Source organism: Heyndrickxia camelliae, from assembly GCF_002844575.1.
GTDB classification, from domain to species: domain Bacteria; phylum Bacillota; class Bacilli; order Bacillales; family Bacillaceae_C; genus Margalitia; species Margalitia camelliae.
In genome coordinates, this window is record NZ_PIQO01000006.1 from 32,069 (window position 1) to 55,635 (window position 23,567).

At 35.6% G+C, this 23,567-nt stretch carries 25 protein-coding genes; 7 read left to right on the plus strand and 18 right to left on the minus strand.

The genetic code is table 11. The features are described 5' to 3' along the window. Positions 1 to 103: 103 nt before the first annotated feature. The 3 genes from CWO92_RS09960 to CWO92_RS09970 all read right to left on the minus strand — a co-directional run bounded on the left by CWO92_RS09960 (position 104) and on the right by CWO92_RS09970 (position 2,909). A complete protein-coding gene (locus tag CWO92_RS09960) occupies positions 104 to 1,324 on the minus strand; it encodes an MFS transporter (protein ID WP_101354060.1) in 1,221 nt (406 codons plus the stop codon). 365 nt (positions 1,325 to 1,689) lie between these two features. After that, complete coding sequence (gene sodA / locus CWO92_RS09965) at positions 1,690 to 2,298, minus strand: superoxide dismutase SodA (RefSeq protein WP_101354061.1); 609 nt, start codon at positions 2,296 to 2,298, stop codon at positions 1,690 to 1,692. 128 nt (positions 2,299 to 2,426) lie between these two features. Next, entirely contained in the window at positions 2,427 to 2,909 is a 483-nt protein-coding gene (locus CWO92_RS09970) for a DUF456 domain-containing protein (RefSeq protein WP_101354062.1), read from the minus strand. Positions 2,910 to 3,237: 328 nt separating this feature from the next. On the opposite strand from CWO92_RS09970, the gene CWO92_RS09975 reads away from it, so the two are divergent. The 3 genes from CWO92_RS09975 to ispG all read left to right on the plus strand — a co-directional run bounded on the left by CWO92_RS09975 (position 3,238) and on the right by ispG (position 5,810). Continuing rightward, positions 3,238 to 4,011 (plus strand): DUF1189 domain-containing protein, encoded by a 774-nt coding sequence (locus CWO92_RS09975; RefSeq protein WP_101354063.1) that lies wholly within the window; start codon positions 3,238 to 3,240, stop codon positions 4,009 to 4,011. Positions 4,012 to 4,120: 109 nt separating this feature from the next. Further along, entirely contained in the window at positions 4,121 to 4,441 is a 321-nt protein-coding gene (gene yqfZ / locus CWO92_RS09980) for a protein YqfZ (RefSeq protein WP_235851593.1), read from the plus strand. A gap of 262 nt (positions 4,442 to 4,703) precedes the next feature. Then, positions 4,704 to 5,810, plus strand: coding sequence for a flavodoxin-dependent (E)-4-hydroxy-3-methylbut-2-enyl-diphosphate synthase (ispG, locus tag CWO92_RS09985; protein ID WP_101354065.1), 1,107 nt, complete (start codon positions 4,704 to 4,706; stop codon positions 5,808 to 5,810). Between the two features lie 50 nt (positions 5,811 to 5,860). Here the strand turns inward: ispG and CWO92_RS09990 are convergent, their stop codons facing one another. Further along, positions 5,861 to 6,241 carry a DUF4190 domain-containing protein gene (locus CWO92_RS09990; protein WP_437177537.1) on the minus strand — a complete coding sequence of 127 codons (381 nt, stop codon included), beginning with the start codon at positions 6,239 to 6,241 and terminating at the stop codon, positions 5,861 to 5,863. A gap of 245 nt (positions 6,242 to 6,486) precedes the next feature. On the opposite strand from CWO92_RS09990, the gene CWO92_RS09995 reads away from it, so the two are divergent. After that, on the plus strand, positions 6,487 to 7,056 hold the full coding sequence (locus CWO92_RS09995; RefSeq protein ID WP_165786658.1) for a hypothetical protein: 570 nt from the start codon (positions 6,487 to 6,489) through the stop codon (positions 7,054 to 7,056). A 23-nt stretch (positions 7,057 to 7,079) separates the two neighbouring features. Here CWO92_RS09995 and CWO92_RS10000 read toward each other — a convergent pair whose 3' ends face one another. From CWO92_RS10000 to CWO92_RS10010, 3 genes are read right to left on the minus strand one after another with little or no spacing between them, the layout of a single operon-like run. Then, the gene (locus CWO92_RS10000; RefSeq protein WP_101354218.1) at positions 7,080 to 7,505 is read right to left on the minus strand and encodes a Fur family transcriptional regulator; all 426 of its coding nucleotides are present in this window, start codon (positions 7,503 to 7,505) and stop codon (positions 7,080 to 7,082) included. 6 nt (positions 7,506 to 7,511) lie between these two features. Next, positions 7,512 to 8,372: a metal ABC transporter permease gene (locus tag CWO92_RS10005; RefSeq protein WP_101354067.1), complete on the minus strand. Its 861-nt coding sequence runs from the start codon at positions 8,370 to 8,372 to the stop codon at positions 7,512 to 7,514. 21 nt (positions 8,373 to 8,393) lie between these two features. Beyond that, a complete protein-coding gene (locus CWO92_RS10010; RefSeq protein ID WP_101354068.1) occupies positions 8,394 to 9,152 on the minus strand; it encodes a metal ABC transporter ATP-binding protein in 759 nt (252 codons plus the stop codon). A 181-nt stretch (positions 9,153 to 9,333) separates the two neighbouring features. Here CWO92_RS10010 and CWO92_RS10015 point away from each other — a divergent pair, with 181 nt between their 5' ends. Then, positions 9,334 to 9,588, plus strand: a complete 255-nt coding sequence (locus CWO92_RS10015; protein WP_101354069.1) for a DUF2624 domain-containing protein — start codon at positions 9,334 to 9,336, stop codon at positions 9,586 to 9,588. A gap of 38 nt (positions 9,589 to 9,626) precedes the next feature. On the opposite strand, the gene CWO92_RS10020 is transcribed toward CWO92_RS10015, so the two are convergent. After that, positions 9,627 to 10,523, minus strand: coding sequence for a deoxyribonuclease IV (locus CWO92_RS10020; RefSeq protein ID WP_101354070.1), 897 nt, complete (start codon positions 10,521 to 10,523; stop codon positions 9,627 to 9,629). Positions 10,524 to 10,547: 24 nt separating this feature from the next. After that, positions 10,548 to 11,864 carry a DEAD/DEAH box helicase gene (locus CWO92_RS10025; protein ID WP_101354071.1) on the minus strand — a complete coding sequence of 439 codons (1,317 nt, stop codon included), beginning with the start codon at positions 11,862 to 11,864 and terminating at the stop codon, positions 10,548 to 10,550. Positions 11,865 to 12,126: 262 nt separating this feature from the next. Here CWO92_RS10025 and vrrA point away from each other — a divergent pair, with 262 nt between their 5' ends. Then, on the plus strand, positions 12,127 to 12,879 hold the full coding sequence (gene vrrA, locus CWO92_RS10030; RefSeq protein WP_101354072.1) for a VrrA/YqfQ family protein: 753 nt from the start codon (positions 12,127 to 12,129) through the stop codon (positions 12,877 to 12,879). A 194-nt stretch (positions 12,880 to 13,073) separates the two neighbouring features. Continuing rightward, positions 13,074 to 14,033, plus strand: coding sequence for a 4-hydroxy-3-methylbut-2-enyl diphosphate reductase (locus tag CWO92_RS10035; protein WP_101354073.1), 960 nt, complete (start codon positions 13,074 to 13,076; stop codon positions 14,031 to 14,033). 31 nt (positions 14,034 to 14,064) lie between these two features. On the opposite strand, the gene CWO92_RS10040 is transcribed toward CWO92_RS10035, so the two are convergent. The 9 genes from CWO92_RS10040 to ccpN all read right to left on the minus strand — a co-directional run bounded on the left by CWO92_RS10040 (position 14,065) and on the right by ccpN (position 23,567). Then, entirely contained in the window at positions 14,065 to 15,183 is a 1,119-nt protein-coding gene (locus tag CWO92_RS10040; RefSeq protein ID WP_101354074.1) for a Nif3-like dinuclear metal center hexameric protein, read from the minus strand. Further along, positions 15,180 to 15,884: a tRNA (adenine(22)-N(1))-methyltransferase gene (locus CWO92_RS10045; RefSeq protein ID WP_101354075.1), complete on the minus strand. Its 705-nt coding sequence runs from the start codon at positions 15,882 to 15,884 to the stop codon at positions 15,180 to 15,182. Before CWO92_RS10045 ends, CWO92_RS10040 begins: the two co-directional genes overlap by 4 nt. A 98-nt stretch (positions 15,885 to 15,982) precedes the next feature. After that, a complete protein-coding gene (cccA, locus tag CWO92_RS10050; protein ID WP_101354076.1) occupies positions 15,983 to 16,363 on the minus strand; it encodes a cytochrome c550 in 381 nt (126 codons plus the stop codon). Between the two features lie 343 nt (positions 16,364 to 16,706). Continuing rightward, entirely contained in the window at positions 16,707 to 17,846 is a 1,140-nt protein-coding gene (locus CWO92_RS10055; protein ID WP_101354077.1) for an acyl-CoA dehydrogenase, read from the minus strand. Positions 17,847 to 17,943: 97 nt separating this feature from the next. Then, entirely contained in the window at positions 17,944 to 18,474 is a 531-nt protein-coding gene (locus tag CWO92_RS10060) for a hypothetical protein (RefSeq protein ID WP_101354078.1), read from the minus strand. Positions 18,475 to 18,591: 117 nt separating this feature from the next. Beyond that, positions 18,592 to 19,728, minus strand: coding sequence for an RNA polymerase sigma factor RpoD (gene rpoD / locus CWO92_RS10065; RefSeq protein ID WP_101354079.1), 1,137 nt, complete (start codon positions 19,726 to 19,728; stop codon positions 18,592 to 18,594). A 75-nt stretch (positions 19,729 to 19,803) separates the two neighbouring features. Then, positions 19,804 to 21,615, minus strand: a complete 1,812-nt coding sequence (dnaG, locus tag CWO92_RS10070) for a DNA primase (protein WP_101354080.1) — start codon at positions 21,613 to 21,615, stop codon at positions 19,804 to 19,806. Positions 21,616 to 22,040: 425 nt separating this feature from the next. Beyond that, positions 22,041 to 22,847, minus strand: a complete 807-nt coding sequence (locus tag CWO92_RS10075) for a pyruvate, water dikinase regulatory protein (RefSeq protein WP_101354081.1) — start codon at positions 22,845 to 22,847, stop codon at positions 22,041 to 22,043. A gap of 93 nt (positions 22,848 to 22,940) precedes the next feature. Beyond that, the gene (gene ccpN / locus CWO92_RS10080) at positions 22,941 to 23,567 is read right to left on the minus strand and encodes a transcriptional regulator CcpN (protein ID WP_101354082.1); all 627 of its coding nucleotides are present in this window, start codon (positions 23,565 to 23,567) and stop codon (positions 22,941 to 22,943) included.

Sequence of the window (23,567 nt, forward strand, 5' to 3'; positions counted from 1 at the left end):
TCGAATGGGATTGTGTTTTGTCAAAAAATAGTCAAAGACAATCGACAAATGTCGATTGCCCTTTATTAAAAAAAAACCGGTGTCAATAGAAAATTTTTTCTACTCAAGCGGATGGTTGGATTTTTACATGTCTAATAAAAAAGGAAATGCATAAATGCCCAGCACCAATAAACATTAGCAGTATAGGAATGCTTTTCTGCTCATCAAAGAAGGAAATTGCAAAAATAAAACATAGGATGGAAACAACGCGGCCGAAATTAAGGAAAAGTTCGCGGACCACAATATATTCAATCCTTGCTTCCGCAGCTTTCCACCCTTTTCCGATAACATCATATGTCATCGAAATATATGGTACTAAAGTCATTGGATATGCAAGTGCAATTACAGCTCCATAAATTAATAAACGGGGAAAGGTAACTTCAAAGACAATGATATAAATGGCTAAATATAAAAACAACCCACCAATTAATATCGACTTTTTACGGTATTTGGTTTTAATCAACCTTGAAGCAAGCGAATAACCTATAAAGGATATACCGGAGTTAATAAGGCCAAATGTTCCTAGTGCAAATTCGCTTCCTGTTGAGATAAAAACAAATACCGAAATAACGAAGACAAATGTCCCATCTCTCAAACCCTGCACAAAATGTGCATTGGTTATTAAACGCCAATTTGGATTATTTTTTCTCTCTTGAAAAATTCTTTTAAATAAGTAACTTCCATGTGCAGGTCTTCGTTTTAGAAAAAAACTCATTACTACAGCAAGTCCGAAAAGCAACAGAGATAGGCCGAATACTATGGTGTAGCCTAAATTGGACGGGAGTCTGGAAATAATAAATCCTGCTAAAATTGGACCAATCATGCCCCCTGCTGAATTCAAGGTTCCTAAAAATCCATTAAAAAAATCTCGTGTTTCAGGTTCCGTAATTTCGAAAGTTAAAACATTAAAGGCTAACCAATAAAATCCATAACCAATGCCTAACAATCCACCTAAAACAATGATAAACTGTGAGGCATTACTGCCAAAAAAGAGGACAGATAAATAAAAAAGTGCTAAAAAACTTACTCCAATCCTTAGCACGATTACCCTGTCAATTTTTTTTGCCCATCTGCCTGCTAATATAAATGTTAACGGCTGTAAAACAACAACAGATAAATTATAAATCGCTAAGTCCAAAAATTCCCCTGATTGTTTCCATAAATAAATATTTACGAAGGTATTGGATAAGGAGATACTGATGGAATATATCCCGCCTATCACCAATAACAAAGTCAAATCTTTTGTTAACTCAACCTCACCTAACAACTTTTGTAATTTACTCATTTAAAACTCCCCTTTTTCGTCCTTTATATTTTTAGAAAAAGAGGCGACATTATACATACGAATATGAGGAATTAGAAGTTGTTATACTATCTCTTAACAATATATCCGTTATGAATCTTTATTGAAGTATTTGTGCTTTGGATTGTTATCTGCTTGCAGGTCTTTCCTTTTACAGACATATCTATTCTGGTTGTTACCTGGATATGTACTGAAATGATTGGCACAGATAATAAAGGTGAGGTAGTTTGGGAAGTGGGTTAGTTTTTTTAATTATGAATGATACAATTGTCCAAATTCATACAGTAGGAATCAATAACAATTAAAAAAGCATCGGGATACTTAATTTGCCCGATGCTTTCATCTTATTATTTTGCAGCTTCGTAAAGTTTAGAAACTTCATCCCAGTTTACAACATTCCAGAATGCTTTAATGTAATCAGGACGACGATTTTGATAATTTAAGTAATAGGCATGTTCCCATACATCCAATCCTAGTAATGGAGTTTTGCCTTCCATTAATGGATTATCTTGGTTTGGTGTGCTAGTGATTTCTAGTTCACCATTATTAAGAACTAGCCAAGCCCAACCAGAACCGAAACGTCCAGCTGCTGCTGCAGCAAAATCTTCTTTAAATTTATCAAAGCTTCCGAACTTGCTATTGATTGCTTCCGCTAAAGCGCCAGTTGGTGCGCCTCCGCCATTTGGAGAAAGAAGCTTCCAGAATAAGGAGTGGTTTGCATGTCCACCACCATTATTACGTACAGCAGTACGAGCTGCTTCAGGAACAGCATCTAAATTAGAAATAAGATCTTCTACAGACTTACTTAATAATTCATCTTGACCTTGAAGTGCATTGTTCAAGTTAGTTACATAAGTGTTGTGATGCTTAGTGTGATGGATATTCATCGTTTCCTTGTCAATATGAGGCTCAAGTGCATCATAAGCGTAAGGTAATTGCGGTAGTTCAAATGCCATTTTAATACTCCTCCTTATGTATCAATTTTGAACCAAATTGATTCAAATTCTCTTCCACTTAAGATTAACAAATTTATGCAGAGCAATCAAATATGTTGCACAAATTCTTGAGAAAAAATTATACATTTTTAAAGCACAACAAACAGGAAATAGCCAACCATTAAAATTTGAATGAATCCTTTCGTGATGACACTGCTAATAAATCCGAGCAAAGATCCTATTCCAATTTTGAAGGCAGATTTCATGGAAGTGCGATTTACAAGCATTTCCCCTACTATTGCTCCAAGAAATGGACCAACTAGGATTCCAATGACTGGAATGACGAACGGACCAATCAGTAAACCGATTGTACTTCCCCACACACCTGCTTTAGAACCGCCAAACTTTTTCACACCAATTAAATTAGATACATAATCCGCACTAAATAGTAAAACAATGAAGAGAATTTCAATGCTCCAAAACAGCCAATTCAATGGATGGAAAGTGAAGAGAATTCCATACAGTATGAATGCTCCCAAGATAAATAGCACACTCGGAATAATCGGATAAACTAATCCTATAAAAGCAATGATAATAAGTATAACTATGAGTATCCAATAAAAAACTTCCATTCTTATCATCCTTTATACAAGAAGTAGAAAACAATACTTAACATTATGAACTTTTATTATTAAAATGGTGAATAGCGGAGTCTAAAAACAAATGCATAAGCTCCTTGCCCATCTGCATATGGATGTCGTAGGATACATACGAGATTAAGGACTTAAGTAGATTACGGGCTACTGAAATAGGCACTCTAATTTTAACGCGTGAAAATAGTACTTTCATTTTTCACTTGATGTTAACTTATCGTAGAGAGGAGATGTAGAAATCAGATAGACGTGGACAATTTTTTTATATTTATCCACATGTTAAACGAATATAAAGGAAGTGAAGTATATGAATATATTTACAAGATTCGTTAAGAGTCTATATTCCCCAAAAGAGGTTGCTAAATATCGATTTCTTGGTATCGGAAAAACGATATTTTATGTTTTTGTGATTATGTTAATTTCCATTTTACCAGGAATTTATCATTTTTCAAAAATGGCTGCAACAGCAATAGAAGAAGGAAAACAAGTTTTTTTAGAGGATCTTCCGCCATTTACGATTACAAATGGAAACCTAGATACGAAACAAAATCAGCCGCTTATTATCCCAAAAAGCAATGTTACGATTGTATTCGACCCAACAGGAGATATGAGTACAAAAGACGTCCAAGAAAAGGGCAATTCTGTTGGTCTCTTAAAGCATGATTTTGTTATAGTAGCGAATGGACAAGTACAAACCTTTCCATATTCAGCACTTGAAAATATGAAGGTAACCAATAAAGATATTGATAACTTTATTAATTCATTAAAAGGTGTTATGTGGATAGCTGTACCAATTATCTTTCTTTTCTACTATTTATTTGTTTCTGCGTTAGGATTTATTAAGATATCTATTTTTGCAGGAATTGGTTCTTTATTTGCTCAAACTCTTAATAGGAAACTAAGTTATCGTCAAGGTTGGCGACTAGCAGCGCATAGTATTACATTATCCACTATCTTTTTTATGCTAATGGATTTCTTAAATACTGGCGTTCCGGCCGGGATGTTTATAGATTGGTTCGTGTCCCTTCTATTCCTATATTTAACCATTAGAGAAATACCAAAATCAAAGAAAGTTGGATAAAGAACTGGCAGATGCCAGTTTTTTTTTATATAAATATTTTCTTTACAGTCATATTCCTCTATGGACAAGCATATATACATGATATATCAATTCTTAGGGGGCATTCATTTTGAAAAAATTCGTAGCTTTAGTCGCAGCAATAATTGTACTTTACAGTGTTTATTATGATTTGAAGATTGGAACCATCCCCTCTGTAACACATGCATCCGAGGTAAAAACTCCTTCCCAAAATACCACAAAACCAACTACACCATATGAAAAAAAGATTGTTCAGCCGGGTGATACTGTTTTGACGATTGTTGAGCAATTACAAAAGGGATCACTTTCTGTATCCATGGATAAAGTCATAACTGATTTTCAAAAATTAAATAATGGAATAAAGCCTGAGGAAATTCAGATTGGGCAAGAATATAAATTCCCCATTTACTAAGCTCCTTTGCTTTAATAGTATACGAAAATCTTAAATACACTTATTTAGTTAAAATAATTAAACTTTATGAGCGGATACCCATTACCAAAAACACCCGTAGGATTAATAACAAATGACCAGCGAAACCATTAATCAAAAACTGCTTTTATTAAAAAGACGAAAGGGTATTTCTTGTCAATTTCGGGAGAAGTGATAAAATACATATGTATATGTTAATTTAAAAATATAATTAGAGTTTTTAAATATAAAGGAGAGAAAACCCTTGGGTGAACTTATACATCGTTCAAAAACGCGTCCCGTTAAAGTTGGTAATTTAACAATCGGGGGCAGCAATGAACTTTTTATTCAAAGTATGACAACAACCAAAACTCATGATGTAGATGCAACCGTACGTCAGATTGAACGTTTAGAAGAAGCTGGATGTCAGATTGTCAGAGTGGCATGCCCAGACGAGCGTGCTGCTAATGCGATTCCAGAAATAAAAAAACGAATTAATATTCCTTTAGTCGCAGATATCCATTTCGATTATCGCCTTGCATTAAAGGCAATTGAAGGCGGAGTAGACAAAATCAGGATAAATCCTGGTAATATCGGAAAAAGAGAAAAGGTAGAAGCTGTTGTGAAGGCTGCCAAAGAACGCGGTATTCCGATTCGTATTGGAGTGAATGCAGGAAGTTTAGAGAGACATATTTTGCAAAAATATGGATATCCTACTGCTGACGGTATGGTAGAAAGTGCTTTGCATCATATTAAGATCCTGGAAGATTTAGACTTCCACGATATTATTGTATCCATGAAAGCATCCGATGTTAATCTTGCTATTGAAGCGTATGACAAAGCTGCCAGAGCATTCGATTATCCTCTTCATCTTGGTATTACGGAATCAGGAACATTATTTTCCGGGACTGTGAAAAGTGCAGCTGGACTGGGCGCTATCTTAAATAAAGGTATTGGTAATACACTTCGGATTTCCCTAAGTGCTGACCCTGTAGAGGAAGTAAAAGTTGCAAGAGAGCTTCTAAAGGTATTTGGCCTTTCCTCTAATGCAGCTACTTTAATTTCTTGTCCAACATGTGGAAGAATTGAAATCGACCTTATCAGTATTGCCAATGAAGTTGAAGAATATATTTCAACTATCAAAGCACCTATTAAAGTATCCGTACTTGGCTGTGCTGTAAATGGACCTGGCGAAGCTAGAGAAGCTGATATTGGAATAGCCGGAGCACGTGGAGAAGGTTTATTATTCCGTAAAGGACAAATTGTTAGAAAAGTACCGGAAGAAACGATGGTGGAAGAATTAAAGAAAGAAATTGATATCGTCGCGGAGGAGTACTTTAAAAAACAAGCATTAGAAGAACAAAATCAATAAAAGAAAAAGCGTGCCAAACGGCACGCTTTTTCTTCGCTCCTACGATCCATTTAAAAAAATGGAAGAACAAATATCCCTATAATGATGGAAACGACTCCTATCCCTATACTCCATGCACCCAAGGTTCCAGCACCCTTATGACGGGCTACAAAACCAAGAATAACTGCCGCAGCACCTAATATGACTGGTAAGACAAATAATGAAATAATCGATAATGCTAATGCAGCCCAGCCAATTACTCGGCCGCCTGTGTTCACATCATCCCTGTCATTTTCGTCCGTATCCTCATAATGATTCATATTAACAGGTGTGGCAATTTCTGCAGCTGTTTCTTCATGAAAATCATGATGATTATCATCCACTTTTCGAGCATGATAAAAATCGTCTACATCTTCTGCATCCTGTATTTCATCATAATCATCCTCGACAATATTTACATCATTATCAAGCTTGTCATAACGTGTATCTTCTTTCAATGCTATCCCCTCACTTTCTAGAGTAAGAGCAGGAGCATTTATTAGTGTGTGTCTTTCAAAGCGAAAATATTCGATTTAGGTAATATACTATATTTTTTTCACATCATTCTTAGGATATGTTACACTTTGTTCGTAGCATTTTATCCTTACTAAAAACATGGATTGAAATGAAAAAGAACATGCTAAGGAGTATCGTCTTTATGAAAAAAAGATTTGGAATAGATATTGATGGAACCGTAACAAGCCCTGATGCACTATTGCCATTCATCAACAATGAATATCAATTAACATTAACATTGGATGATATCACAGAATACGAACTAACAAATGTGATTGATATTCCGCCTGCTGAATTTTATGATTGGTTTACCAAAACCGAACCGGTGATTTATGCTGAATCCCCGCTTGCAGTAGGAGCAAAAGAAGTTTTAAATAGATGGAAAGAAGAATTTGAACTTTATTTCATTAGCGCAAGAAGTAAAAGCCTGTTGGAAGTAACGAATAAATGGTTTAATCAAAATGATATAAAGTTTCATCATATTGAATTAATCGGCTCCCATCATAAAGTAGAAACAGCCAAAAAATACAAAGTAGACTTATTTTTCGAAGATAAACACGATAACGCGGTCACAATACATAAAGAGTTAGGAATTCCCGTCCTCTTATTTGATACACCATATAATCGTGATCCTATTCCAGAAGGTGTGGTTAGGGTAAAGGATTGGAAAGAAGCGGAAGAATGGGTAAAGAATTGGATTAAAAAATCATAAGGAAATCACTCCTTATGATTTTTTTACATTTGATGTTGATTCCTGCAATCGGGGCATTTCCCATATATTTCAAATTTATGTCCTGATACTTCATAACCTTTCATATCCCCTTGTATTTGGGTCATGGGACATATATCAATTTCTTTCGTTTTCCCACAATCTAAACAGATAAAATGATGATGATGATCTCTCGTGGAACAACTAAAACGAAAATGCTTTTCACCAGATAGCTCCGTTTCTTCCAATATATCTAATTGTGCGAATAAGGATAAATTCCGATATATTGTATCAAAGCTTAATCCTGGATAATCCTCTTTCATATATTCAAGAACATCCTTTGCTGTCAAATACTTATTATTTGAAGCAAATAGCTCAAGCATTTGTTCTCGTTTTCCCGTATGCTTATAACCTTTTTCTTTAAGTGTTTGCATGGCTTCTGCTAATTCCATGACCATTTACACCTCTTCTTCTCTTGTCTTTAATAGCCCAGTTCTTGTACGTTTGATGAGTATAGAAATTAGTAATAATATAATCGAAATGATGACAATGGTTCCACCTGGAGCTAAATCCATGTAATATGCACTTACTAATCCGCCAATAACCGATATCTCCCCGAAGATGATCGAATAAACAATCGTTTGTTTAAACCCCTTGGCAATTCTCATACTTGCAGCAACTGGCAATGTCATTAAAGCTGATACAAGCAATATTCCGACAATCCTCATAGCGGAAGCGATGACTAGTGCAACAATAATAATAAATATAAAATGGATTGTTTTGGCAGGAATTCCAGATGCTTTGGCGTGTTCCTCGTCAAAGGATAAAACAAATAACTCTTTATATAACAAGAAAATCGTTGCAAGCACAATGATGAAAATAATGGAAATAATCCATAAATCAGTACTACTTACAGCACTAACACTTCCGAATAGGTAGTTCATTAAATCGGTATTAAATCCACCTGCCATTGAAATAAATATCACCGCAACACCGATACCACTTGATAATATAATTGGAATCGCAAGCTCTTGGTAATGCTTATATACTGCTCGCAACCGTTCTATAAAGATGGAACCGAAGACGGAAAATGCCATCCCCAAATAAAGAGGGTTCAACCCTGATAATACAGCAATCTTTTTACTGATAAATAAACTAACCGCAATACCTGACAATGTTACATGACTTAATGCATCTGCAATTAATGAAAGTCTGCGTACAACAATAAATGTGCCAAGGAGAGGCGCAATGATTCCAATAATTAAACCAGTTAAAAAAGTATTCCTTAAAAATTCGTAATGAAAGAATGCTGAAATCATTCGATTTTGTTCTCCTTTATATTAATTATGTTCATGGGAAAGTACTTTCACGTCAAACTGATAAAAGGAAGATAAATCCTTCTCTTCAAGTTTTTCATATTCTTCCTTGTCACCATGAAAATGCAAAAATTTGTTTAAACAAGCTACATGAGTAACTTTGTTCGTAACCGTTCCAATATCATGGGTTACCAGAATTAACGTAATTCCTAATTGTTTATTGAGCTTATCCAGCATTTCATAAAAGGCTTGAACGTTTTTCACGTCCACCCCTACGGTGGGTTCATCTAAAATAAGAATTTCCGGTTTGCTTACAATTGCCCTAGCAATAAATACTCGCTGTTGCTGTCCTCCGGAAAGTTCCCCGATATTTCGATGTATAAATGGATCCATGCCAACTGAATGAATGGCAGAGATAACATCTTCTTTCATTTTCTTATCCATAAAGTGAAATAAACCAATCTTTTTGGTCAATCCGCTGGCAACTACTTCATATACAGTAGCTGGAAACCCCGTGTTAAAAGAATTCGCTTTTTGTGAAACAAAACCTATCCGATCCCATTCTCGAAATTTCGATATTGGCATTCCGAATAATTCGATTCTCCCTTTTTGCGGCTTTAATAATCCCAGAATCAATTTTAATAATGTGGATTTTCCAGAACCATTTGGACCCACAAGCCCCAAAAACGATCCTTTTGGTATAGAAAGATCTATATTTTCAAGAACATTTTCACGTTCATATCGAAAACTAACATTTTTTACATTAATAATCGGATTTTCCAATGAAGGTTCTCCTCTCGATAATAATCATTCCGATTTAGAACATTTATGAGTATACCCCAATTCGCACAGTATGTAAAACTTTTTCGCTTCAGGAGTTGTTTTTTATTTAGTAAAAAAGCATATAAAAATTGGAACATTTTCTATGTCCCCTTCATATGTTTCAACAAGGGAGTGATGTGCGATGAAATTATTACAAAATGTGATTAATTACAAAATCAACATAATCACAGGAGATGAATTACTTAAATATGCCAAACAATTTAATGTTCAATTAACGAAAGCGGATGCAAGTAAAATCGCAGCTTATCTGCGTGGTAAAAATCTAAATATTTTCAGTGACAGCGACCGTGCCAAGGCCATAAAAGATGTAGCGAAAATAACAAGTCCAGAGATTGCCAAAGAAATTAATAAGGTTTTAGTTCAATTTACAAAATAGGTATCAAAAATAAAAGATCGGGAAATTCCCGATCTTTTTTATTCTTCATTCATGATTGTCTCTAATAAGTTATCATCAAATTTCTTATTTAGAAGCATAGCAATTTCATGCTTATACGGTGGCTTCTTATTATTCTTGTCTTCCCCTACAAATGGGGTTTCTAATATTTTCGGAATGTCCTTTAACTGATCATGGTGAACAACATAGTTTAAAGCATCGAACCCAATATGTCCAAAACCGATATTCTCATGACGATCCTTTCTAGCTCCACATGGGTTTTTGCTATCGTTAATATGCAGTACTTTTATTTTATCAATTCCGAGGATTTTATCGAACTCCTCTAAAACTCCATCAAAATTATGAACGATATCGTAGCCAGCATCATGGGTATGACATGTATCAAAGCATACAGATAATTTATCATTATGTTTTACACCTTCAAAAATTTGCGCAAGTTCTTCAAAGGATCGACCGCATTCAGATCCTTTTCCCGCCATAGTCTCTAAGGCAATTTGGACCTTTTCATTACCTGTCAAAACCTCATTTAATCCTTCAATTATTTTCTTAATCCCTATTTCTGCACCTTCCCCTACATGTGCACCAGGATGTAAAACGATTTGCTTTGCACCGATAGCCTCTGTACGATCAATTTCAGAGCGCAGAAAATTCACTCCAAGTTCAAAAGTATTAGCATTTACGGCATTCCCTATATTAATGATATACGGTGCATGGACAATAATTTCATCGATTCCATGCTCTTTCATATGTGCCACTCCTGCCTCAATGTTCAAGTCTTCTATTTTTTTTCGTCTTGTATTTTGAGGTGCACCAGTATAAATCATGAATGTATTAGCACCATATGACACCGCTTCTTCACTTGCTGCGAGCAGCATCTTTTTTCCACTCATAGAAACATGAGATCCTAATCTAAGCATTTCTCACAACTCCCTCTCGCCTATTTATTTGCGTTTTTGAAGTTTTCTTTCCCTTTTCTTAATTTGCTCTACTTCTCTATTTATTTTCTTCTTATAGCCTGGTTTTACCTTTTTAGGTTTCTTCACCATATTTCTAGCTTTTTCTTCTATTTCATTTGATATTTTTCTTCTTTTAGTTCTTTTATTACGATCCTCAAGTTGTATCCATTCTCCCCTGTGAATATCCTGATTCTGAAAATGAATTCCCAATTTCTCCAAACGATTTAAAGCATCTTCATCCGAGATATCGTAGATTGTCAAGGCTATTCCGGAAGCACCGGCCCGAGCCGTTCTTCCGGCACGATGAATATAAAAATCAAGATCCTGAGGTAGCTCATAATTAATGACATGACTAACCCCTTCTATATCAATACCACGAGCAGCAAGATCTGTTGCAATAATATATTGATATTCAAGGTTACGGATTTGCTTCATCACTTTGGTGCGTTCACGCGGTGTTAAATCACCATGTAACTTACCCACTTTCATCCCTTTTTCCAGCAGTTGATCTGCTACTTGATCCGCCATTGCTTTTGTATTAGTAAACACAATAGCTAGATATGGGTTAATCATCCCTAAAATTTGATATAACAAGTCGATTTTTTCGCGACTTTTCAGCGGAACAAGAATATGCTCAATATTCTCTGCTGAAATATGTTTAGTTTGTACATGCTCGTACGTTGGATTTTCCATATATTTTTTTAAGAAGGGCTTCATTTTTTCTGGGATGGTTGCCGAGAATACAAGCATCTGCAGTTCTTCTGGCATACGTCCTGCTATTTGATCTACATCAAAGAGAAAGCCCATATCCAACATTAAGTCAGCTTCATCCACTACCAGTGTCTTAGCAGTATAAACCAATAAAGCCTGTTCCCTTATTAAATCGTTAATTCTCCCCGGAGTACCAACCACGATTTGCGGTTGTTTTTTCAGCTTTTCAATTGTACGCTGTTTATCCGTACCCCCAATAAATAAGCGGGAATGAATCGCACTTTGAGCATCTTCATTTATTTTCGTTATTTTTTGGATCTCATGATATATTTGACTGGCTAATTCCCGAGTCGGAGCCGTAATAACAGCTTGTACCTCCTCTTTGCCTGGATCAATAGAGTGAATAATTGGTAACAAATAGGCATGTGTTTTCCCTGTACCTGTCTGTGATTGCCCAATTGCACTCTCCCCTCGCATAATATTTGGAATCATCTTTTTTTGAATTTCAGTCGGTTCATAAAAACCCAGTTCATTTATTGCTTTTTCTATAAATGGTTTAAAGTGGAAAATAGAAAATCGATTTTCACTCAAAAATTTCACACCCTTTAAAAGGAAATTTTATATTATTTTCAATCAAAAATGTACTAAATCAAGTCAAATTTAATGAAAAGTCCATTTTGTTATTATAATCGACATTAAAGAAAACTTCCACCCTCACCTAAAAGGATTGGATAAGATATCACAGGAGCCTTTCCTTAGAATTATATTTCTGTGGAAATACAAGACGTTTTTTACTTTTTTGCATATTGTAATATAGAGCAAATTTTTGTTTTCTAGAGAGGAGGCGTAAGGGATGAATATGCCACCAGGAGGATTCCCACCATTCTTTGGGAATATGGGTAGGGCACCCATGCAAATGGGTGGAATGACAAGAGCACCACTTAACCTACTAGGCAGATTTGGTAGAGCAAATATGTTAGGTGGTGGCATGGGTCAAAATCCTATGCAAATGATGGGCAGAATGGCTGGTCTTGGCGGACAAATGCCACCAGGGGTTGGCGGAATGAACGCAGGCGGAGGAGGAGGTCTTCTTTCCAGACTTTTTTCCCGTGCAGGGGCTGGTCTTGGCGGTGCAGGAGGTAGTGCTGGCGGCGGCGCAGGGAATATAGCCAATGCAGCGGCTGGTTTTCAAAGGGCGGCAACAGGCGGTGGCGGAGGTCTATTACGTGGGTTAGCAAACCCAGGAACCATTAGTACCTTCTTAAATAATACACAAGGTGTTTTAAGAGCTGCAGGTCAAGTTGGCCCAATGGTAAAACAGTATGGGCCACTAGTAAGAAATATACCAGGCATGATTAAAATGTATAGAAGTTTAAATAGTTCCAATACTGATGATGAATCTACAGAAAGTAATGATATTGAAGTTGAATCTTCCACAAGCAAAAATAAGAGTACCACAAGAAAACAAAACAAAAGGAATACCTCCAGTAAGTCATCAAAAAGATCAAGTAACAAGTTGATAGAGAAAGATACAGATAATCAACCTCAAAAAAAGACCACAACGAATAATACGAAGGGTGCATCTGTTCCTAAACTATATATTTAAGTAAAAGAGCGTTATGTGGTATTTTTCACATAGCGTTTTTCTATAGTTTCAAAGTGTACTCATCAAAAAAAAGAATCCTGTTACGGCGCCTGCATATTTGAGCTTTTCTTTGTAAAATATACTTTTTTTTTATATAATGTTTTTAATGTGTAATAGAATACAGAGGATATTTTTATCCTCAAGGAGGATTTTTCATGGAGGTTATTAAAATATCCCCCCGAGGTTATTGCTATGGCGTCGTAGATGCAATGGTGATTGCACGCAATGCAGCTTTAGATAAATCATTACCACGTCCCATTTATATATTGGGGATGATTGTTCATAATAAACATGTAACAGATGCGTTTGCTGAAGAAGGAATTATTACTCTTGACGGAAAAAACCGCAAAGAAATTCTAGAAAAAGTAAATGAAGGAACTGTAATATTTACTGCCCACGGTGTTTCTCCAGAAGTTCGTGAGCTAGCTAAGGAAAAAGGACTTGTGACAATTGATGCAACCTGCCCCGATGTTACAAAAACACATAACCTAATACTTGAGAAGAAAGCCCAAGGATATGATGTTATTTATATCGGAAAGAAAGGTCACCCTGAACCAGAAGGTGCTGTGGGAGTAGCTCCCGACATTGTTCATTTAGTCGAAACATTGGAAGATGTAAATCAATTAGATATTAAAAATGAAAAGATTATTGTAACCAACCAAACAACAATGAGCCAATGGGATGTTCAACACATAATGAAAAAAGTACAAGAAAAATACCCTAATGTGGAAATGCATAAAGAAATATGTCTTGCTACACAAGTAAGACAAGAAGCAGTGGCAAAACAGGCGGGTGAAGCAGATGTACTAATCGTAGTTGGCGATCCAAAAAGTAATAATTCTAACAGACTAGCACAGGTTTCTCAAGAAATCGCAGGGACAAAAGCTTATAGAGTTGCGGATATTTCAGAAATTCAACTGGATTGGATTAAGGATGCAAAAAAAATAGCCGTTACAGCAGGAGCTTCCACCCCAACCCCAATAGTTCGGGAAGTGATTCAATTCCTTGAACAATACGATCCAATGGACGAATCAACGTGGTCTAGAAAGAAAGAAGTACCGCTAAATAAAATACTTCCTAAAGTTAAAAAACTTAGTGAACAACCAACAAAATAAAAAAATCGGCTTTTGCCGATTTTTTTATTTTTTAGATAAACGTAAACGGATCAGTATGAATATCGGAAGCAACAAAAGTAACGTCAAACCCCTTTTCCTCACTCATTTTCGTTAACACCTTCGCTACTCCTTGTTTCATCACCTTTTCCACATTGTGTCCCGGATCTACTACATTCAATCCAGCATTCATCATATCATGAGCGGTATGATAATATACATCTCCCGTCACGTAAACATCCGCCCCTTTAAATTTTGCATGCTGAAAATATTTATTTCCATCGCCTCCAAGAACCGCTACCTTTTTGACGGTATCCTTTAGATCACCGACAACACGAACAGCTTTAACATCTAATGCTGTTTTGACATGCTGCGCAAATTGTGCCAAGGACATGGAGTCAGGAAGTACCCCGATTCTGCCAAGTCCTAAACTCGGTCCTTGGTTTTCAAGCGGATAAATATCATATGCCACTTCTTCATATGGATGCGCCTTTAGCATTGCAGTCAAAACCTTTTTCTCCAAATAATCCGGGTAAATGGTTTCAATTTTTACTTCTTTCGTAGCTTCTAATTTCCCTACCTCACCTATGTATGGATTGGTATTATCACCGGGTAAAAATCTGCCTATTCCTTCTGACGTAAAGGAACAATTACTGTATAGCCCAATGGCTCCCGCTCCAGCTTTTCCTAATGCTGTTCTGACCTCATTCTCACTTTCTATTGGAACATAGACAGCAAGCTTCTTTAATTTTTGTTCATACGTAGGAACAAGAACACTGACATCTTCTAACTGCAATGCATTTGCTAATAAATCGTTAACTCCGCCAGTAGCTACATCAAGATTTGTATGGGCAGCATAAACCGCTATATCATGCTTTATTAGTTTTTCGATTAGCCTTCCAGAAGGAGAGTCTGTAGCAATTTTCTTTAAAGGGCGAAATATTGGCGGGTGGTGAGCAATAATTAGCTGAACATTCTTTTCAATTGCTTCATCCACAACTTCTTCCAACACATCAAGAGCAACCAACACTTTCGTCACTGGCTGATTTAGCCTGCCAATCTGTAATCCAATTGGATCTCCTTCCATCGCATATTGCTTGGGTGAAAAGCTTTCAAATAGTTGAATAATCTCATGTCCATTCACCTTTTTCACGAGATTACCTCCTCTACCATTGTTATATTTTTCTGTAACTGCTTTTTCTTTTCCGTTGTTTCCGCGGTTTCTGCAGCTTGTTCTAATGATTTTAAAATACGTTTCCATTGTTGCAATTCCTGATGCCATTTTGCCTGAAAAACGCTATTATTTTCTTTTATTAATATCGGCCCCATTAATAGCTCCGCTTCGGTTAAGAAATATGGCTTTTTATCTTTAAGCTTCTCTAACACTAAAATTTCGTAAATTTTTTGATCTTCTTCGATTATTTCTTCCGCAATAATCTGCCATCCTTGTTCGATACACCATTCACGTATGAAATTCGCTGCGATATTCGGTTGAAGAACTAATCTTTCATTTTCACTAAGTTTCTCCATACCTTTGTTTAATATCGACGAAATCAATGCACCGCCCATTCCAGCAATCGTTATACAGTCCACTTCCCCTTTTTGGATAACTTCAAGGCCATCTCCTTTTCTCACAGAAACAGCATCACCTAAACCTGAATTCTTTACTTGCTGCAATGCAGATTGATAGGGTCCCTCTACCACTTCGCCTGCAATAGCAAATGAAGCTATTCCATTCTTTACTGCATAACAAGGCAAATAGGCATGATCGGAACCTATGTCCGCAATTCTCGAACCACTTGGTATATATGTACACACGGTTTCTAATCTTTTCGATAGTTTTTCTATGTTCATTATTCCACCACTTTTTTAGTTTACTTTCTCTATTTTAGACTTAATCTGAATGAAAAAAAAGTTCTTCGCACATATGCGAGGAACTTTTTTTATACAAATTATTTTAGATTTGCGACCCAATCAGCCATAGCATCAATATTTTCAGCTGGAACCATACCTGCTGGCATCGCTCCTTTACCATTTTTCAATACATTTTTTATTTCATCTTTTGAGATCTTTTTACCAATTCCGTGTAAATTAGGACCGGCATTTCCTTCTAAATTGTTACCATGGCAGGCAACACAAGTTTGTTTTGCAAACCCTTCCGGATCAAATTTACCTCCTGTTTGACCCGCTGGAGCTTCTGTCTTCGCATCTCCCTTTTTATTATCTTTGGCAATCTCTTTTGCATCACCAAGCCCCTTGACAGAGAGAAAAAATACAAGTGCAATTCCTAGTAACATAATAAAAATGTAAGGTATAGCAGGATTACGTTTCACAAAATAACCTCCCTTATGTAAGAAAACAAAAAAGTACAAATTGGTACAAACAACTTTATTTTACTCGAAAAACAAATGAAGGAAAACCCCTATTAGAAAGATTTATTATATTTTCGGAATTTAGACAAAAACTTCATCCATAAAAAGATGAAGTTTTCTGCTTTCATATTTAGTTTGTTCATTTTTTTTATTTTCATAAGACACTTTTCTTAAACTTTTGTGATTTTGTATATGAACATACCATTTCCTTTTATTAGCTAGAAATAGCCCCTTATTGAAAGATGCTTTGTCACTAATGTTAGCTAGAGTTGTATTCTAAATCCAAATGTCTGCGAAACCGATACTAACATCCAACTTCTCTAGAAATGACCATGCGCTGAACCTCTGATGTACCTTCACCGATCTCTAGTAATTTTGCATCTCTCATAAATCTTTCGACATGATAATCCTTCATATAGCCGTTTCCGCCATGAATTTGAACAGCTTGATTCGTAATTTCCATACAAATTTCAGAAGCATACAATTTACACATTGCAGCTTCCTTAGTAAACGGTTTTCCTTGATCTTTTAACCATGCTGCCTTATAGACCATATTTCTAGCTAACTCAATTTTCATCGCCATATCCGCAATTTTAAATTGAGTAACCTGAAATTCAGACAAAGAACGTCCGAACTGCTGTCTTTCCTTTGAATACGCTAAAGCTTTTTCAAACGCGGCCTGTGCAATACCTACAGCCATTGCCCCGATACCGATTCTTCCACCATCTAAGGTAACAAGAAACTGTTTAAATCCTTTACCGCGTTCACCTAACAGATTTTCCTGAGGGACTCGAACATCTTCCAATACTAATTCCGTTGTATTAGAAGCATGCAATCCAAGCTTTTCATAGTTATCAATAATCTTGAACCCTGGTGCATCAGTTGGAACAATGATTGCACTTATTTCCTTACGATTATTAGATTCACCTGTTATTGCTGTAAGCGCTAAATGCTTTGCATAACTGGCATTAGTAATGAAGCATTTATTACCATTGATAACAAAATTATTGCCTTCTTCTCTCGCCGTTGTTTTTGTCCCTCCTGCATCTGAACCAGCGTTCGGCTCCGTTAGACCAAAGGCCCCAAAGGATTCGCCAGTACATATGGGAGTCAAATATTTTTCCTTTTGTGCCTTTGTTCCAAACAAATGAATCGGTGCACCTCCAAGAGAAATATGTGCAGAATATGTAATACCTGTGGACCCGCACGCACGACTTAATTCTTCTACGACAATGGCAAAACTTATTGTATCGGCACCTGCTCCACCATATTCCTCAGGGAAAGGAAGCCCCATCATTCCTAGTTCACTTAATTTCTTAAAAACATCAATCGGAAACTGTTTATTCCGATCACGTTCTAAGGCTCCAGGCGCAACCTCTGTATCAGAAAATTCACGAATGGTGCGCTGAATCATCTTTTGTTCTTCCGTAAGTTCAAAGTTCATATCCATCCCCCTCGAATCTTGAATCCGCTTACATTTAATATTATAATAGAGGTAGATGAATATTCTCAACTTTAAAAAGTTTTTCATTATTTGATTATTATACTGAAATATAAATTATTAGAACAATAATTCCTATTATTCCAGATAGGATAAAATAGTACAGTTTTAATTTCCAGCCTGTCAAAATCCAAAGAAGGCAATTGATAATTATCATTATGCACAATGATTCCGCACCATTGTGAAATAATTTATCATTAAAAAAAACAGAGAGTAAGAGTAGTTCAATAGCAGTACCAATATAAAAAAATGTATACCAATATTTTTTTTTAGAATAATAAATTCCGAATAATAGCAATAAAACGACAAAACTTGTCAAAATCATCGTTTGCAAAACAAAATTGAATTCAGTAAAATAAATGACAAATACTGATAAACCTAATGCAGCTAGTGCTAGAAAAATAATTAAACTATTCTTTACTAAATGTTTATCATAACTTTTTTCACTTGCTTCTGTTTCCCCTTCTGTATACAAAGCAAGTAAAAAATCGCAATAATGTTCAGGAAGCATATGATGTTGCTTCCAATAGGTAATTTCATTAATAATGATCTCTTTTCTAGAAGAATTCATTTGCAACACATCCTGTAATTCTATGATTCGATAAAGATAGGCAAAATTCCTGTTTAAAATTAATTTTTTTACAAAAAAAATTAGTTTACCCGTGAAAGGTAAACTAACTTTAAAATATTATTCAAGAAAATCTTTTAACCTTTTGCTGCGGCTGGGATGACGAAGCTTTCTAAGTGCTTTTGCTTCTATTTGGCGAATACGCTCACGCGTAACTCCAAATACTTTTCCAACTTCTTCTAATGTTCTTGTTCTGCCATCGTCCAAGCCAAATCGTAAACGAAGGACATTTTCCTCACGATCTGTTAAGGTATCTAGAACGTCTTCCAATTGTTCTTTCAACAATTCATAGGCGGCATGTTCAGATGGTGAAGTAGCATCCTGGTCTTCAATGAAATCACCTAAATGGGAATCATCTTCCTCACCTATTGGTGTTTCTAACGAAACCGGCTCTTGAGCAATTTTTAAAATTTCACGGACCTTTTCAGGAGTTAAATCCATTTCCTCTGCAATTTCTTCTGGTGATGGTTCACGACCTAAATCTTGAAGTAATTGGCGTTGCACACGAATGAGCTTATTGATCGTTTCCACCATATGAACTGGAATACGAATGGTCCTAGCTTGATCCGCAATAGCTCGAGTAATAGCTTGTCGTATCCACCAAGTTGCATAAGTACTAAATTTAAAACCTTTATCGTAGTCAAATTTTTCTACCGCTTTAATTAGTCCCATGTTACCTTCTTGAATTAAATCCAAGAAAAGCATCCCGCGGCCGACATATCGTTTTGCAATACTTACAACAAGGCGCAAGTTTGCTTCTGCTAATCGTCTTTTCGCTTCTTCATCGCCTTGCTCTATTCGTTTTGCAAGTTCAATTTCTTCATCAGCAGAAAGGAGATCAACACGCCCAATCTCTTTTAAATACATTCTAACTGGGTCATTAATTTTAACACCTGGAGGGACACTTAAATCATTTAAATCGAATTCGTCCTCATCGTCTTTTTCGAGTTCATGGATATCAGGAGATTCCTCGTCATCATCATCATTGTCTTCAAGAATCTCAATTCCTTGCTCACCTAAAGTTTCATAAAATTCATCCATGTGTTCGGAATCCAATTCAAAATGGCTAAGTTTTCCCGATATTATTTCATATGTTAAAAATCCGCGTTTTTTACCGCGTTCAATTAATTGTTCTTTTGCTTGATCAAGAGTCAATTCAGGTTCTAATTCTTTGGAACGAGCTGATTTTTCAGCCATTTGTTCCCCTCCTTCCAACTATTTAAACAAAACGAATATAATGGATTATCTAATTTAAAATGATCCCTTATATTATCATAATGACTTGCGGAGTTGTATTATTTCTTTTGCGATGGATAGTGCCTTTTGCAAATCATTTTCCAACTCGGCTTTTTTTTGTTCTTTTTCTTTTTCATTTATTTTTAACATCTTTTGATGTTTCAACACTTGATTTATATAATCTTCAATTTCTTGATTAGATACATCATTATTTAGTGGCATCATTTCTATATCTGCTACAACTCTTCGCAGCTGTTCATCTGGCAAATAAAGCAAAAACGAACTAGTGTCTGGTTCATTACCTTCCTCATAAAAGCCGAGTAAGTATGTTAGGATTGCCTGATGCTCATCTATATTAAAGGTATGATTAGCTAATAAATCTCTGACCTTATATGCTATTTCCACATCTCTTAACATATGACTAATAAGTCGCCTTTCTGCAGTTTGATGAGCAGGAAATAACTTTTTTTCTGGTTTTATTAATACTTTATGATTAGTGCTTTGTGGAATGAATGAGTTTTTTTTCTTATTTGCATAAAATGTTTGACGCTGCTGTTGTTTTAAAGCATCCATTGAAATTTGAAATTCATCCGCCAACTGACGTAAATAGTGATCTCTTTCAACTGCATTTTCAAGCTTAGAAATTTCACTTATTATTATTTCTATATACTTGAGCTTTTCTCCTTCATTTTGAAGCTTTTTTCCAATGCGATGGTATTGCATCTTAAAAGCCATAAATGTCATGCTCGCCCCTATTACATCTTGGCGGAATTTTTCCGCACTGTTCTGTCTAATGTAGTCATCAGGGTCTAAGCCGTCCGGCATTCTTGCAATTCGAATATTAAAATGTTGTTGAGCAAGCATTTGGCCAGCTTTATATGCAGCCTCCGTTCCAGCAGAATCAGAATCGTAACAAATGATAATATTATCCGTTAATCTTCGTATTTGCTGAACATGCTGCTCTGTTAATGCAGTTCCCATAGTGGCTATCCCATTAAAAACTTCAGCCCGGTCCGCCGAAATGCAATCAGCAAATCCCTCAAATAAAATAGCTTGCTGCTGTTTCTTTATATGACTCCTGGCATGATGCAAATTATATAGAACGGAGCTCTTATTAAATAATTCAGTTTCAGGGCTATTTAAATACTTAGGCTGATCCTTTTGATCTAAAACTCTGCCAGAAAATGCAATAGTTTGACCTTTGGAATTTAAAATAGGAAACATTATCCTGTTTCGAAAGCGATCAAAATAAGAATCATCACTTTCTCTTTTAATAATTAAACCGGCTTTTTCCATTAAAGATAATGGAAAACCTCTTTTTTGAAACAGCTTTACAGTGAAATCCCAACTTGGTAAGGAATAACCAATTTGAAATTTCTCCATACTTTCCCTTGTAAAACCTCTTTGAATAAGATATTCAAAAGCTTCTTGACCCTCTTTTGTATTTACTAATAAATGATGGTAAAATTTTTGCAACAGCGCATGTGCTTCTAACATTTTCTGATGATCATTAGAATACTGGGATGTTGAATGCTGTTTCAATTCCGGGTCAATATTTAGTTCAATATTTGCCTTTTGAGCTAGTTTGAAAACCGCCTCTTGGAAACCAATCCCGTCAATATCCATTATAAATGTAATAACGTTACCACCGGCTCCACATCCAAAACAATGAAATATTTGTTTATCGGATGAGACGGAAAAAGATGGAGTATTCTCTCCATGAAAAGGACATAAACCGAAGTAATTTCTCCCTTGCTTTTTCAAATGAACATATTCACCAATCACATCTACTATGTCTACGGATTGACGAATTTCATTAATCTTTTCCTCAGGAATTATTCCCGTCACGAAAACATCCCCAATTGCCTATATTTTTATTTTTTTGCATTTTTCGACAAAATTCGCACAAGTGCAGAAACTGAATACAATTGGTTTAGAGATCATCGATACTTTTAACATTTTTCCTCAGCATCGTTAAGTCGGAAAGTTTACTTTCCTCATTACTAGTAACTATTCTACATCACTCCACAGAATCCTTCTTTCTTTACCCAATCATTTTTTAGAATTTACGGACCTTGTCGAACAATTTCAAGAAAATAATCTTGACATATCCCAATAGTTAGTTTATTCCTTATTTCGTGACTCTAAACCTATTTTAATTACATTTTTATCACAATTTTTTATTATAGTATATTTTTATGCATTTGACCATATATTTTTATGTTGATGCTGATAAAAAAATGAAAAAACACATCATCCATACAGATCATGTGTTATTCCGTACCGTGAATATGGTTGATAATAATGTTAGCTGTTTCCTCTACTGCCTTATTGGTAACATCTATAACCTTACAACCAATTTTATTTGCTATTTGATCGAAATATTCAATTTCTGATTTAATGCGTTCAATATTGGCATAGCTTGCTTGATCATTAAGCCCTAAAGTTAACAACCGTTCTTTTCGAATATGATTTAATTTCTCCGGGCTAATCTTTAAACCAATACATTTCTCAGGAGAAACTTGAAATAATTCTTCCGGAGGGTCCACTTCCGGTACTAAGGGGACATTGGCAACTTTATATCTTTTATGTGCCAGATATTGAGATAGCGGTGTTTTTGATGTTCGCGAAACACCAATTAATACGATATCGGCCCGAAGGATACCTCTTGGGTCACGACCATCATCGTATTTAACAGCAAATTCTATAGCTTCTACTTTTTTAAAATACTGTTCGTCTAATTTACGAACTAGCCCTGGTTCACATAATGGCTTTTTTCCATACAAATCTTCGAGTTTATCTAATAACGGGCCAATGATATCAATGGTGTATATTTGATTCTGCTCAGAATGTAATTTTATATATTGCCTCATCTCTGGCTTTACCAAAGTATATACAATGATTCCATGATTCAATTTAGCAAGTGATATTACTTCATCAATATGCTGGAAATCCTCCACATAAGGATATCTTTTTATTTCTGCATCTTTTCCGTTAAATTGACTTATGGCAGCCTTGGTAACTAATTCCGCCGTTTCCCCAACCGAATCAGAAATAATATAAATGATTGGTTTTATCATCTATTTCACCAAACTCCTTTTAAATTTATAAAGCTTTCGATTCAACAATTTTTAATGATTCAACTATAACAAAATAAAGCGAAAGCTGCCTTCCTATAATTCTCCTTCTACGAGAGCTACAAATGCTTTGGTAATATTCGTTTTCGTAATTCTCCCTGTAACTTCTAGGCCTTGATCTGTACTTTTCACAACCGGCATAGAATCAATTTGTTTATCGATTAGCTTTTTAGCTACTTCAATTAGCAAATCGTCCTTTTCACAGTATGTAATGTTTGGCATTCGTGTCATAATAATATTCACCGGTAATGCGGAAAGTTCTTGTTTTCCTATACTAGCTCTCAGCAAATCTTTTCGCGAAAGCACACCAACCAAATGAGAGTGTTCGTCTACTACATATAAAGTACCTACATCTTCTAAAAATACCGTAACGATCGCATCGTAAACAGAAATACTTTCATTAACCACTACAGGCATAGATTGATACTCTCGAACATAAATTTTATTTAGATTTTCCGTTAGGAGCTGTGCTCCAGTCTTCCCGGTATAAAAATAACCTACTCGCGGGCGCGCATCTAAATAACCAGCCATCGTTAGAATTGCTAAATCTGGCCTTAAAGTTGCTCGAGTTAGTTTTAACCGATCTGCTATATGCTCACCTGTAATAGGGCCATTATCCTTTACAATTTGCAATATTTGTTGTTGCCTTTTATTAAGTTCTAT